At 46.9% G+C, this 14,300-nt stretch carries 13 protein-coding genes; 8 read left to right on the top strand and 5 right to left on the bottom strand.

Annotated elements, in window-relative coordinates; all coding sequences use genetic code 11:
• Positions 1–210 precede the first annotated feature (210 nt).
• Both ahcY and GWR21_RS25650 read left to right on the top strand, forming a co-directional pair.
• Positions 211–1,539: an adenosylhomocysteinase gene (gene ahcY / locus GWR21_RS25655; RefSeq protein ID WP_162334566.1), complete on the top strand. Its 1,329-nt coding sequence runs from the start codon at positions 211–213 to the stop codon at positions 1,537–1,539.
• A gap of 121 nt (positions 1,540–1,660) precedes the next feature.
• Positions 1,661–2,398 (top strand): pyridoxine 5'-phosphate synthase, encoded by a 738-nt coding sequence (locus GWR21_RS25650; RefSeq protein WP_162334565.1) that lies wholly within the window; start codon positions 1,661–1,663, stop codon positions 2,396–2,398.
• A gap of 203 nt (positions 2,399–2,601) precedes the next feature.
• On the opposite strand, the gene porQ is transcribed toward GWR21_RS25650, so the two are convergent.
• The 5 genes from porQ to GWR21_RS25625 form a co-directional block, all read right to left on the bottom strand.
• Entirely contained in the window at positions 2,602–3,654 is a 1,053-nt protein-coding gene (gene porQ / locus GWR21_RS25645) for a type IX secretion system protein PorQ (protein ID WP_162334564.1), read from the bottom strand.
• A 134-nt stretch (positions 3,655–3,788) separates the two neighbouring features.
• On the bottom strand, positions 3,789–6,191 hold the full coding sequence (gene lon / locus GWR21_RS25640; RefSeq protein WP_162334563.1) for an endopeptidase La: 2,403 nt from the start codon (positions 6,189–6,191) through the stop codon (positions 3,789–3,791).
• Positions 6,192–6,365: 174 nt separating this feature from the next.
• Positions 6,366–6,983 carry a porin family protein gene (locus GWR21_RS25635; RefSeq protein WP_162334562.1) on the bottom strand — a complete coding sequence of 206 codons (618 nt, stop codon included), beginning with the start codon at positions 6,981–6,983 and terminating at the stop codon, positions 6,366–6,368.
• A 190-nt stretch (positions 6,984–7,173) separates the two neighbouring features.
• On the bottom strand, positions 7,174–8,136 hold the full coding sequence (locus GWR21_RS25630; protein WP_162334561.1) for a hypothetical protein: 963 nt from the start codon (positions 8,134–8,136) through the stop codon (positions 7,174–7,176).
• Positions 8,137–8,260: 124 nt separating this feature from the next.
• Complete coding sequence (locus GWR21_RS25625) at positions 8,261–9,529, bottom strand: metallophosphoesterase (RefSeq protein WP_162334560.1); 1,269 nt, start codon at positions 9,527–9,529, stop codon at positions 8,261–8,263.
• A gap of 292 nt (positions 9,530–9,821) precedes the next feature.
• Between GWR21_RS25625 and GWR21_RS25620 the strand changes: the two genes are divergently transcribed.
• The 6 genes from GWR21_RS25620 to GWR21_RS25595 all read left to right on the top strand — a co-directional run bounded on the left by GWR21_RS25620 (position 9,822) and on the right by GWR21_RS25595 (position 14,258).
• Positions 9,822–10,502, top strand: coding sequence for a metal-dependent hydrolase (locus GWR21_RS25620; protein WP_162334559.1), 681 nt, complete (start codon positions 9,822–9,824; stop codon positions 10,500–10,502).
• Between the two features lie 99 nt (positions 10,503–10,601).
• A complete protein-coding gene (locus GWR21_RS25615) occupies positions 10,602–11,423 on the top strand; it encodes a ParA family protein (protein ID WP_162334558.1) in 822 nt (273 codons plus the stop codon).
• A complete protein-coding gene (locus GWR21_RS25610; protein WP_162334557.1) occupies positions 11,407–12,339 on the top strand; it encodes a ParB/RepB/Spo0J family partition protein in 933 nt (310 codons plus the stop codon). Before GWR21_RS25615 ends, GWR21_RS25610 begins: the two co-directional genes overlap by 17 nt.
• Positions 12,332–13,030, top strand: coding sequence for a DUF5683 domain-containing protein (locus GWR21_RS25605; protein ID WP_162334556.1), 699 nt, complete (start codon positions 12,332–12,334; stop codon positions 13,028–13,030). Before GWR21_RS25610 ends, GWR21_RS25605 begins: the two co-directional genes overlap by 8 nt.
• Positions 13,031–13,055: 25 nt before the next feature.
• The gene (gene dapB / locus GWR21_RS25600) at positions 13,056–13,772 is read left to right on the top strand and encodes a 4-hydroxy-tetrahydrodipicolinate reductase (RefSeq protein WP_162334555.1); all 717 of its coding nucleotides are present in this window, start codon (positions 13,056–13,058) and stop codon (positions 13,770–13,772) included.
• 57 nt (positions 13,773–13,829) lie between these two features.
• Positions 13,830–14,258 (top strand): RrF2 family transcriptional regulator, encoded by a 429-nt coding sequence (locus GWR21_RS25595; RefSeq protein WP_162334554.1) that lies wholly within the window; start codon positions 13,830–13,832, stop codon positions 14,256–14,258.
• The last annotated feature ends 42 nt before the right edge of the window (positions 14,259–14,300 follow it).

The raw sequence follows: 14,300 nt of genomic DNA, 5'->3' as shown, positions 1-14,300 counted from the left end.
CTGTTAGTGATCAGGGGGTTGCGAATGTGGCAGGCGGCTGGAAAAACCCGTAAAGTTTACCCCGGTAGGCGTGACAACATCTAAACGCCTGGCTTTAACTGTCTGCACACCCACAAAAAGTACAGGTGTTCTGTTCGCAGATACAAAAAAAGAACAAATGCATAGTTTAAACCCATAAAATAACACTAGATTTGCAAAAAACAAGATAGAATGTCTACAGTAGCAAACTCTAACATCGACTTTAACCTTGCGTACAAGGTAAAAGATATGTCTCTGGCTGAATGGGGACGTAAGGAAATTGAACTTGCAGAAGCAGAGATGCCAGGTCTGATGTCTCTGAGAGAAGAATATGGTAATACTAAGCCATTACAGGGCGCACGCATTGCCGGATGTCTTCACATGACTATCCAGACAGCTGTACTGATCGAAACCCTGGTACACCTGGGTGCTGAAGTACGCTGGAGCTCCTGCAACATCTTCTCTACTCAGGACCATGCTGCTGCTGCTGTTGCTGCTGCCGGTGTTCCCGTATTTGCCTGGAAAGGCCTGAATGAGCAGGAATTTGACTGGTGTATCGAACAAACCCTGTTCTTTGGTGCAGCTGATCGTCCGCTGAATATGATCCTGGACGATGGTGGTGACCTGACCAACATGGTATTTGATAAATATCCTGAGCTGATCCAGCACGTGAAAGGTCTGAGTGAAGAAACCACTACTGGTGTTCACCGCCTGTACGAGCGTATGGAGAAAGGTACCCTGCCTATCCCTGCTATCAACATCAACGACTCCGTTACCAAATCCAAATTCGATAACAAATACGGTTGCCGCGAATCCTGTGTGGATGCTATCCGTCGTGCAACTGACGTCATGATCGCTGGTAAAGTTGCCGTAGTTGCCGGTTTCGGTGACGTAGGTAAAGGTTCTGCTGAATCCCTGAGAGGTGCAGGTGCCCGTGTAATCGTTACTGAAATCGATCCAATCTGTGCACTGCAGGCTGCGATGGAAGGTTACGAAGTGAAAAAGATGAACGACGCTGTTAAAGAAGCTGATATCATCGTTACCACTACCGGTTGCCGCGACATCATCACTGGTGAGCACTTCAAACTGATGAAAGATAAATGTATCGTATCTAATATCGGTCACTTCGATATCGAGATCGACGTTGCATGGCTGAACAAAAACTACGGTAATACGAAAGTTGAGATCAAACCTCAGGTAGATAAATACACTATCGATGGTAAAGATATCATCCTGCTGGCTGAAGGCCGCCTGGTAAACCTGGGTTGCGCTACTGGTCACCCATCTTTCGTGATGAGTAACTCCTTCACTAACCAGACACTGGCTCAGCTGGAACTGTGGCTGAACACAGACAAATACGAAAACAAAGTATACGTTCTGCCTAAGCACCTGGATGAGAAAGTTGCCCGTCTGCACCTGAAGAAGATCGGTGTTGAACTGGATATCCTGACTCCGACACAGTCCGCTTATCTGAACATCCCTGTTGAAGGGCCATTCAAACCAGAATACTACAGATACTAGTCTGATATATTCTTTATATTAGCAATAGCCCGCAACAGTATCGTTGCGGGCTATTGCTTTTAAGTTATTAACCCACGTGTATCACCATGGAGTATCCACGTAATTCCACTAATTTTGCAGTATGACGAAGCTAAGCGTAAACATCAACAAATTTGCCACCCTGCGTAACGCACGTGGTGGCAATATGCCGGATATTCTAAAAGTAGCGCAGGATTGCGAGCGCTTCGGCGCTGACGGTATTACCGTACATCCAAGACCGGATGAACGGCATATCCGCTACCAGGACGTAATAGACTTGAAACCGCTGGTAACGACTGAATTTAATATCGAAGGATATCCTTCCAAAGACTTTATCGACCTGGTGCTGTCCGTAAAGCCACATCAGGTGACCCTCGTACCCGACCCACCTGATGCGATCACTTCCAACACCGGTTGGGATACCATTGCTAACCAATCCTTCCTCCGCGATGTGATCAGTACCTTTAAAGCAGCCGGTATCCGTGTATCCATCTTCCTGAATGCCGAAGTAGATAAGGTAGAAGCAGCTAAAACTGCTGGTGCTGACCGTATAGAACTCTATACCGGCCCATATGCGGAAGAGTATGAAAATGCACGCACCCAGCCGCAGAACCTGCAGCTGTTCAATGCCTATAAAGATACTGCCCGCGCTGCATCAGCGATAGGCCTCGACCTGAATGCTGGTCATGACCTGAACCTCGACAACCTGCGCTTCTTCAAACTGCATATTCCGCAGCTGAAAGAAGTTTCTATCGGACATGCCCTTGTATGTGATGCTTTATACCTGGGTCTGGAGAATACTATTCAGCTGTATAAGAGACAACTGGCAGAAATTGAATAGTCGCTATTTCTGCTCAAAATAGTTAAGATAGTATCATACTGAATGATACGAAAGAGAGCCGGATCCGCTACCAGTAAGGATTCGGCTTTTTTATTCGCACTCCGGAAGAACAAGCGGCGAACTAGCGACGGCGAAGCGACGAACAAGCGCTATCGCCCTAACGGCTCCCATACCCCCTTTTTCAATACTATTTTACCCCTGCATCAATATCGCCATTCCTTCAGTGGTAAATTCAATCCCAACTGGTTCAATGCTTCGCTGCGCTGATACCAGGAACGTGCATACCTAAGCTGTAATTTCCTCGTGATAATGCCGATCCCTCCCGAAAAACCACTCATGCCCTTCTGCTGCGGTAATCCCAGCTCCTGCCGGCGCAGATGATTATACCCCGCGGTCAGCTGAATATATCTCCCTATCTCCCATTGCGCAGCCAGCACAACATGTCTGAATATCTTGTCAGCCGTTCCTCCCGTAATAGCCGTATCTCCATCCGAAATAACGGTTCCTTCCTGGAAATCAGGATCCGCATAACGCACATCAAACTGATGCACATGATGAATGGCAACAGAAAACTGAAGCGGCAGACTTTCCAGTTTCTTTGAAATGCCTATCTGCAGATCAAAAGGCAGTGGCTCCTGATTGCCTTTGGTATAAGTCTTCAACTGAACGCCCATATTACGAAACACCAGTCCTGCCTGCCAGTGGTGGGCAGTGTCCTGGTAGTTCAGGCCTACATGAAAGGCCAGCCCGGAAGCACGGTATTGTTCATAGGAAGAATGCACGTATTGTATACTCAGACCGTAATACCATCTTTCCAGGTAACGGCGCGAGGCGGTCAGCTGAATAGCCATATCCCTGGGCCAGAAAGTACCCTGGGCGGCGCCTGTTGCATCTGTCGCTGTGATCTTACCATAGTCTATATAGTGTACACTCCCGGCGAAAGTGGTCTGGTACTTTTCTGCGTGATAACCAAATAACGCATGGCCATACTTCACCCCTCCCAGATAATTGGTATAATTAACCTGCAGGTGCTGATGCATGGAAGAACGCAGTAACGCCGGACTGAATGAAGACAGGGCAATATCATTATCCTGCAGACTCACGTTCACGCTACCCAATGCGGCAAGGTGCGGAGAGACCGGCAGATCCAGGAAAGAGAAGACGTTTTTGCCGCCCAGCACCTGGGCACTGGCAGAAGGTATCAGGCAACATAGGTATGGCAGCGCAAACAATAGCGCAATGATAATCTTCCTCATAGGAGGCATAAAGCTAAAAAAAATACCGAAGCCATTCCCGTCATCTGGAGAATGGCTTCGGCTTAAACCCTTAAAACAATCAACATTAGTATCCATTGCCGGTCACAACTGTTAAAAAAACCGGCAGTGAGATGTTACTTCTTTAATAACGCTATATCGATCACTTGGTTCATTTCTTTTACAAAATGGAACTTCAGTCCCTTGATATAGTCCGGGTTGATCTCTTTAATATCTTTCTCATTCTGCCAGCACAGGATGATTTCCTTGATACCCGCCCTTTTGGCAGCCAGGATCTTTTCCTTGATACCACCTACAGGCAATACCTGTCCACGGAGGGTGATCTCGCCTGTCATAGCCAGGTAAGATTTCACTTTCCTGCCGGTAAAGGCCGAAGTCAGGGCCGTCAGCATGGTAATACCTGCACTCGGACCGTCTTTTGGCACCGCACCTTCAGGTACGTGTACGTGTACATTACGCTGTGTGAATAACTTAGGATCGATCTTAAATTCTGCTGCATGGGCCTGCAGGTAGCTCAGCGCCGTACTAACAGATTCCTTCATCACGTTCCCCAGGTTACCGGTCAGCCGCAGTTCTCCTTTTCCTTCACTCAGGCTGGTCTCAATAAAGAGGATGTCACCGCCCACGTATGTCCAGGCAAGGCCTACAGCTACGCCTGGTGGGTTACCTACTTTATAGATCTCGTTGGAATAACGTCCTTTACCCAGGATCTCTTCGATATGCTCTTCTGTCAGGCTATCTGGGACTTCCTCTTCCAGCGCTACATCTTTAGCGATGGAACGCATGATAGAAGCCAGCTGTCTGTCTAGTTCACGCACACCGCTCTCCCGGGTGTAATTCTCTACTATCTTCTCCAGTGTACCATTGCTGATACGCATTTTCAATGACTTAAGGCCATGTGCTTCCTTCTGCTTCGGCACCAGGTGACGTTTAGCGATCTCCACTTTTTCTTCGATGGAATAACCGCTCAGGTCTATAATCTCCAGCCTGTCACGGAGCGCAGGGCTGATTGCATTGATATTATTCGCAGTAGCAATGAACAACACCTTACTCAGGTCATATTCCAGTTCCAGGTAGTTGTCGTAAAATGTGCCGTTCTGCTCAGGATCCAACACTTCCAGCATAGCGGAACTTGGATCTCCCCGGTGGTCATTACCGATCTTGTCAATCTCATCCAGGATCATTACCGGATTGGAGGTTTTTACCTTGCGGATAGACTGCAATAAACGGCCCGGCATCGCACCGATATAAGTCTTACGGTGACCTCTGATCTCACTTTCGTCATGCAGACCGCCAAGGCTGAGCCTTACATATTTACGACCGATCGCGCTGGCAATGGAACGTCCGAGAGAAGTTTTACCAATACCCGGAGGGCCAACGAAACACAGGATCGGAGATTTCATGTCGCCTTTCAGTTTCAGCACGGCCAAATATTCCAGTATACGTTCCTTGATCTTGTCCATCCCATAGTGGTCATTGTCCAGGATCTTTTTCGCCTTTTTCAGATCGTAACTGTCCTCAGTATATTCTTTCCATGGCAGGTCCAGCATCAGGTCCAGGTGATTGTACACTATTGAATAATCAGGTGTGCTGGGGTGCATACGCTCCAACTTCTCAATGCCCTTACGGAACAGTTCAGCTGCTGCTTCTGTCCATTTCTTAGACTCTGCTTTACGCTGGAGTTCCTTCACCTCACGGTCGTTGCTATCACCACCCAGTTCTTCCTTGATGGATTTCAGCTGTTGCTGCAGGAAGTATTCCCGTTGCTGTTTATCAAGGTCGGCCTTGGTCTTGTTGGTGATCTTATTTTTGAGTTCTGCAAGCTGTAATTCCACCTGCAGGAGTTTCAGTAATAATTCCGCACGGGTGCGCAGGTTGTTGATCTCCAGCAGCTGCTGTTTGTCTTTCAGGTCACAGTTCAGGTTTGAAGACACAAAGTGCACCAGGAAAGATTCATTTTCAATGTTCTTTAAAATGATGCTGGCTTCAGATGGCAGGTTGGGTGACAGTTGAATGATCTGGCCCGCCAGGTCTTTGATAGAGGAGATGTAAGCGTCAAACTCAGGATCATCTGTAACGATTTCATCCTGCAGCAGTTCGATCTTAGCCTTAAAGTAAGGTTCTTCCGCTACTATTTCACTGATCTTAAAACGTTTACGTCCCTGGATAATGATGGTAGTGCCACCATCCGGCATTTTTATTAATTTGACAATGCGGGCTACGGTGCCGACATTGGTAAGATCAACGAGGTTTGGATCCTCGACGGTACTATCTTTCTGCGCAACAACACCGATCAGCTTATCTGCCTTATAGGCATCATTCACTGCCTTTATGGATTTATCTCTGCCAACAGTGATCGGCAATACTACACCAGGAAAAAGTACTGTATTTCTAAGTGGCAATAACGCCAGTTCATCAGGTATGTTCTCGTCTTCCAGCCCATCAGTCTCTTCATTTAAAGGTATAATGGGCATGAACTCCATCTCTTCTTCCGAGTTTGCAAAATAGAATTTATTCATCTGCGTAGTTTAAATAGGAAAGCGGTCAAATTGTCAGCCTGCGACCACTTTTCCTTTCTTTTTTATAAGCATAGGTATATTGTCAAGTATAATGCCACGAACCCAAAATGATAAAATTAAAAAAGTCGTCGCGCCTTTGGCGGACGACTTTCAATATGATCTGACTGTTTTTGATTATAAGGTCACACCTACACCCAGCTGGATGGCCTGGTTTTTCCAGTTACCACGATCAGTTACGGTGTTAATGCCTTTCACGTCAGTGAAGCCAACTACGTAACGGGCGCTGATATTAACGATCGGCAGCTGGAACCACAGACCAGCTACGCCGGAAACGTCAGTACCTTTGAATGCATCTTCCGCACCTTTGATCACGTTCTTGTCGCTAACCAGTGCACTGAACTGCGGACCTACCTGCAGTTTCACACGGGGAGTACCCAGGGAAATGTTTGCCAGGATCGGAATACTCAGATAGTTCAGCTTAATTTTTTTGTCATTGTTCGATGGATCGTTCAGGTTTTCCGGGTTGATCACCTGGTTGAAATCGTTGGTTGTTTTTACAGTGGAAGAAGAGAAGATCAATTCACCCTGTACACCAAAAGCCTGTGAGAGATTTACCTGTGCAAAGCCACCCAGGTGGTAACCGAGATTAAAGCCGTCCTTGTATCCCTGGCCATCCAGTTTCCCCAGGTTTGCGCCCCCTTTAATACCGAATCTTAAGAATCTTGTTTGTGCATTTACAGTGGAAACAGCAGTCACACTTAATACCGCGATAGCGAGAAACAGTTTTTTCATATAGTTATTATTTTTTCAAAAGAGGTGATAATATATGTTTGAATTAAAGGCTTTTCTGTCCCGAATAATATAACGTTCCTCACAAAGCATACCCCTAGCCAACAAATAGCAAAATGTGTGCTATTTTTATTAACACATGGAAATGCGCAAATAATAAATATAAAATTCAATAACGTGTGGAGAAGTGTAATTATTTAAACGTAAGCCCCAGTCTTGCGGTGAAGTAACCGATCAGACTTTTATCATCACCCTGAAAAGGTTTGAAAACGGTATAGGACGGAGAAATGGTCAGTTTACCAATGACATAGGAAGCATTGACGGTAAGGTCTACCGCCCTCATTTCAAAACCCGTTTTAGTCTGTGCATTCATGAACGCCTGTTTCGCAGGATCATTCACTGGTGGCCCGTCGGCATCACGCCATGGATGCTTATTCCACTCTGAATGCAGCTTGGGGGAACGGGAGATATATTGAAAGGATTTCAGGTTACTGTAATAATTGGCGGTCCCCATGGTGAGTCCAACGGAGGGCGTCAGCAAAATGGCATCATCATGTTTAAGCACATCGATAAAAACAAACGGATGGCGCACAGCGGCTACCACATTGAAGTCCTTTCCGGACAACGTGCGACTCAACCGGCCACCTGCAATTGATTCATCCGCACTTCCCCAGCCCAGGTCCAGGCTTACCCCTGGTTGCAACCACCAGTCGCGGTAATAGAAATATGCGAACAACTCGTTATTGATAGGCGTCACCGGTATATCGGAAGAATCGGTGAAGATGTAACGTGTATAGGATATGCCCGTTAGGAACTTGCGGTTCCTGGTGTAGTCATACCCCAGTGAAAAGTCCCATTCAAACCACGGCTTACCGATGGCCTGAAACAGGTAATAGGAACTAACGTTTGCGAATAACCCCGACTTATGATAATAGGAAACATTCGGAGAGAGGAATGGCTTCATCACGACAGGCGTCTCGTACGTCTGTGTTTTCTTACCATAGGCGGGACTATTACCATACCCAACTCCCACGATCAACTCACTCTTTTCCTGCTTTTTAAGCAAAGAATCCAGTTGTCGTTCCAACTCGGCTAGGGACTGGCACATGGCAGCCTGACTACATAACAGCAGTATAAATATAAAGCAGCAGCGCATGCATGAGGCATTTTACAGCTGCAAGATAGGGTAAATAGTCGATAGGCCCTATGGAATAGTCGATGGAAACTACGCCCCTGTCGGCGATCATTACCTAAGTACCGACAGGGACCAGTAAAGGTGATCAGGCGAGCTCTATGACGGTGATCTCTGGCAGGATGCCTACACGGCCAGGGTAGCCCAGAAAGCCGAAGCCCCTGTTCACATAGAGATGCTGCTTCCCTTCTTTATACAGCCCTGCCCATTCCTTATAGATAAAGCGTGCAGGGCTCCATTTGAAACCAGGGATCTCCACACCGAACTGCATACCATGTGTATGGCCAGCCAGCATGAGGTCAATATCAGGATATACAGGTCTTACTTCTGCATCCCAATGGGTCGGATCGTGTGACATCAGTATTTTAAACGGCAGGTGGGCTGTATCGGCATGTGCCTTCTTCATATCGCCGTATTTAGGGAAGCGGCTCATAGCACTCCAGTTCTCAATTCCCAGTAAACCAATCTGCTGACCGTTCCTTTCCAGCACAACGTGTTCGTTCATCAGCAGCTTCCAGCCAATTTCAGCATGTATCTGCTTCAGTCTTTCCAGGTTCTGTTCACGCAGGGCGCTGTAGCCGGTCGTCTCATTTTTATCGGGCCAGGCGTAATAATCGCCGTAGTCGTGGTTACCCAGGGTAGAATATACTCCCATGGGCGCCTTGATCTTGTTGAAGACATCCATCATACTATCCATTTCGGTAGCGCGGTCGTTTACCAGGTCGCCGGTAAATAGTACCAGGTCGGCCTGCTGCGCATTGATCATTTCAACACCTTTGATCACGGCTTCCCGGTCGGTCAGACTACCCGAATGAATATCAGATATCTGTACAATCCGCAGTCCTTTGAATGCGGGTGGCAGATTCTTAAAGCTCAGTTTCAGTTTATGCACCCGGTAATTGTATTTATTGGACAAACCGTACATCAGAGTGGCAAACATACCACCTCCCAGCAGCAGGGCTACCTGCGAGAAGAAGCGGGAACGGGAGATCGCATTAGCCGGGATAGCGACCTCTTTCTTCTTACTGAAACGGCGGATGATCCATTGTACCCCACGACGGAGATCGTCCAGCAGGAGGAACACAGCTGCCAGCACCTTCGCAAAGACAATCCCGAAAATAACGGTCAGGATATAGGAACGGGTATTCGCAGGCCAGTCCTGCCAGCTCAGGTAGGGCAACAGGCCAACCGTGATAAGTACCAGCGCGGACACCGCCCAGTAGGCACCAAAAACTATGTTGCGGACCCGCGTGGAAGCGCCCCTGAAGATGGCCCTTACGGCCATAAAAACATAGATATCCAGTAATAGAAGTATGAATAATAGTACTATCGTGTTTAATCCGGAGCGATTGCGCATATGATTTATTTGTCCGTGCAAAAATAAAACCTTCGGTACATCTGTCATTTTTTTTGGTACCGGAGGCTGTATGATGGTATGACGGACATGGACAACGGATATTGTATAAGGGGTAGAATTTGCATTTACTTTAACAAATTGCAGTAAATGACTCATTTTTAACAAATTAACAAGTTGTTTATATAAATGCTGTGAATAAATAAATAGAGCGGTAGACCTTATTATACGCTATTCGTTGTACTTTTGTACACTTGGTTAGTTATATACTATAATTCATATAGATACCTGCAGGATGAAATTTACCTATTACGGACATTCGAGCTTCGGAGTGGAGATTAAAGGAAAGAAGATTGTTTTTGACCCGTTCATTACACACAACGAGCTGGCAAAAACAGTGGATATCAATAAAATAGAGGCAGATTATATATTTTGCTCTCATGGGCATGATGATCATGTGGCTGACCTCGTTGTACTGGCGAAACGGACAAATGCGACCGTTGTTGGCGCGTTTGAACTGACAAGCTGGGCGGGTAGACAGGGGCTGGAAAGGGTACATCCGATGAATACCGGTGGTAAATGGCAGTTTGACTTCGGCACAGTGAAATGTGTGGTCGCTCATCATTCCAGTGGCATGCCGGACGGTTCTTACGGAGGCAATCCCATGGGATTCGTTTTTACGACTGACGAAGGAAATTTTTATTTTGCAGGAGATACTGCGCTAACTTTAGATATGCAGCTCATACCTGGGTTTGCTAAACTGGATTTTGCAATTTTACCAATAGGAGATAATTTCACCATGGGAGCTGATGATGCAATTGTGGCCGCAGGGTTTATTGATTGCAAACGCATTATAGGCGTTCATTATGACACCTTTGGGTATATCAAGATAGATAAGGAAAAAACGCAGCAGCAGTTTGCGGCCGCGGGGCTGGAACTGTTACTGCCGGCAATAGGAAGTAGCATTGATCTTTAGCAAAAGCAAATTCTTTTACATGGCGATGGGCCTGCGGGTGTGCCTGAACCATGCTTATTTATTGTCCTATAGTAAAACCTAAGAAATACCTAATCAACAATGGCAAGAGTAATTGCAATAGCTAATCAGAAAGGTGGGGTAGGGAAAACTACCAGTGCTATCAACCTGGCAAGCAGCCTGGCTGTACTGGAATACAGAACGTTACTGGTAGATGCGGATCCGCAGGCTAACAGTACCACTGGTTTAGGTTTTGACCTGCGTAACGTACAGCAGAGCTTATATGACTGTATGGTAAATGACAAGCAGGCCAAAGACGTGATCCTGGAATCGGAGACGCCGAACCTGAAAGTGCTGCCTTCCCATATTGATCTGGTAGGTGCAGAACTGGAACTCATCAACCACCCGAACAGGGAACAGGTGATGAAACAGGTGATAGCGACAGTAAAAGATGACTATGATTTCGTAATAGTAGACTGCTCTCCTTCCCTGGGCCTGATCACCGTGAACGCACTCGTGGCGTCCGACTCCGTGATCATCCCCGTACAGTGTGAGTTCTTCGCGCTGGAAGGTCTGGGCAAGTTGTTAAATACCATTAAGATCGTTCAGAGCCGCCTCAATACTAACCTGGCTATCGAGGGTATCCTGATGACCATGTACGATGGTCGCCTGCGACTCAGCAACCAGGTGGTAGACGAAGTGAAACAACACTTCGAGGAAAGTGTGTTCAACACGATCATCCACCGTAATACCAAACTGGGCGAAGCACCAAGCTTCGGTAAATCAGTTATTATGTATGATGCCGCCAGTACCGGCGCCATCAACTATCTGAACCTGGCCAAAGAAATTCTGCAAAAGAATAACTTCACACGTATTAACCTGGAAGATAAAATTTTAGCAATTAACAATGAGCAATCAGAGTAAGGGCAATCCTAATAAGAAAGAGGCGCTGGGGAAAGGTATCCGCTCGCTGCTGCAAAATATTGATACTGACCTGAAACAAACTACCAGTGCGCTTGGCGAACAGGTGGTGGCACAGGCTGCTGGTATTGAGCGTATTCCGCTTGACCAGATAGAGATCAATCCAAAACAGCCGCGCCGGGACTTTGATGAGAAAGCTCTGCAGGAATTGAGCATGTCTATCTCGCTGCACGACATTATACAGCCTATCACCGTATCAAAACTGGGGCCTAAGAAGTACCAGCTGATAGCAGGTGAGAGACGTCTTCGTGCCAGCAGGATTGCCGGTATCAAAGATATCCCGGCGTATGTCCGTCAGGTCAATGACCAGGAACTCCTGGAACTGGCCCTGCTGGAAAACCTGCAGCGCGAAAATCTGAATGCTATAGAAATCGGCCTCAGCTACAAACGTCTTATGGAAGAGTGCGAACTCACCCAGGAACAGGTAGCTGACCGTATGGGTAAGGAAAGAAGTACTGTCACCAACTATATCCGCCTGCTGAAACTGCCACCTGATATCCAGGTAGCCGTGCGTAACGGTCAGATTAGTATGGGCCACGCCCGGGCACTGATCGCCCTGGAAAATGTAGAAAAACAGCTCTACGTTTTCAATGAGATCATTCAGGATAGTCTGTCTGTACGTCAGACAGAAGACCTGGTACGTAAAACGGGCCTCGATAAGAACAACATTAAAAAGGCTGCCGGCAAGGTATCCCTGCCGCCTGTCTATCAGAAAATAGAAGACAACCTCGCAAGCCATTTTGCAACAAAGGTGAAACTGGACAGAAATAAGAACGGAAAAGGAAGCGTGACCATCGAGTTTTACTCTGACGAGGAACTTGACAGCATCTTAGAAAAAATAGACTTATACGGTGGCTAAAAAGTCCGGGAATACATTCTCCTTATATTTAATACGCATCAGTTTACTGGCAATGGCAGTAATGGTCTGTATACCAGGTCATCTGCTGGCACAGGATAGCCTTAAAGCATCCTATCTTCGTAAACAACAACCTGACAGCCGACAGGATACTACCGAACTCTATGTTAAAAGAGATTCGGTCGCACCTGTTATTACAAAAAGCCTGCATAGCCCGCGTAAAGCAGCGTTCTATTCAGCAGTACTGCCAGGTCTTGGACAGATCTACAACCGCCAGTACTGGAAACTGCCGCTGGTATATGCCGCTCTGGGCATCACCACCGGTACGTTCATTTTCAACATGGATAAATACCGTACCTACCGCGATGCTTACCGTATCCGTATGGACGGCAATGCCGATACCCATGACCAGTTCGAGAACCTTTACCGGAATCCCAATTCACTCAAATCACTGAGGGACGCCTACCGGGAATATGTAGACTATTCCGTACTCGTATTCGTACTGGCTTATGGCCTCAATATCGTGGATGCTACTGTATTTGCCCATCTGAAGGACTTTAATATGTCAGATGACCTCAGTATAAAAGTGGTCCCGACCATTATCAATAATCAGGCACTGGGACTCAGCTTGCGTGTGAATATTGGCAAGAAAAAGAGTACTGGCCAGGGCCTGACCCTTGCAAACAGGTGGTAATCTCCCTCTCTACTAATAGAATATCATGAAAATAGCGCTTATCGGTTACGGAAAAATGGGAAAGGCAATTGAGGCTATCGCCGTTGCCAAAGGACATGAGATCGTCCATCGTATTGATCAGGAGAGCACCCACCTGCTCGAGAAGGCTGAACTGAGCAAAGCTGATGTCGCTATCGAGTTCACCGGTCCTGAAACCGCCTATAACAATATACTGAAGTGCTTCGCTGCCAATGTGCCTGTTGTAGTAGGCAGCACCGGCTGGCTGGAACACCTTTCTACAGTTAAATCGCTGTGTCTGGAGCAACACCAGGCTTTCTTATATGCCAGCAATTTCAGCGTAGGTGTGAACATCTTCTTTGAAGTGAACAAACGCCTGGCTGAATTAATGGCCAGTCAGCCGCAATATGGTGTGAAGATGGAAGAGATCCATCACACACAGAAAAAGGACGCACCAAGTGGTACGGCGATCACCCTGGCTGAACAGGTGATGGAAAAAGTACTGCGCAAAAAGGAATGGATCAATGAGGAAGAGGGCACTGCCGAACAGTTGTCCATCGTGTCCAAACGTATTGACCCGGCCCCCGGTACACACAGCATCACCTATACGTCGGCCATCGACGATATCACGATCACCCATACGGCTCACTCCCGTGAAGGTTTCGCTTCCGGCGCCGTTGTGGCGGCCGAGTGGATCCTGGGTAAGAAAGGGGTATTCGGTATGAAAGACGTCCTGAGTCTGTAAGAGCTAAAAAGCTGTTATCTTTGCAGTATTATTCTTAGATCATCTGGGAGAATCGATATGTTGTCTAAAAAAACACAATACGCTTTTCACGCACTCATACACCTGGCAGAGAATGCAGATAAAGGGCCCATTCTTATATCTGAAATAGCACAGGAAAAGAGCATTTCTATCAAATTCCTGGAGAACATCCTGCTGGAGTTGAAGAATGCCGGAATTTTGGGCAGTAAGAAAGGTAAAGGCGGCGGCTATTACCTGCTGAAAACACCGAAGGAAATTCCGCTCGCAAAGATCATCCGTCTGCTGGATGGTGCGATCGCCCTCCTTCCCTGCGTGAGTCTCAACTACTATGAAAAGTGTGAGAATTGCCGGGATGAAGCTGTCTGCGGATTGAATGATGTGATGGGCAAAGTGAGAGATGCGACGCTGAAAATACTTGAGCATAAGACGCTGAAGGATATATTGACCAGAAATGTGTCGATATTATAGCTTAAAGGCCGGAGTTGACGCTCCGGCTTTTTTTATAACTGT

This window comes from Chitinophaga agri, assembly GCF_010093065.1.
GTDB lineage: Bacteria > Bacteroidota > Bacteroidia > Chitinophagales > Chitinophagaceae > Chitinophaga > Chitinophaga agri.
Note: the sequence above shows the minus strand (reverse complement) of the source record. Positions and strands in the feature narration are given on the sequence as shown.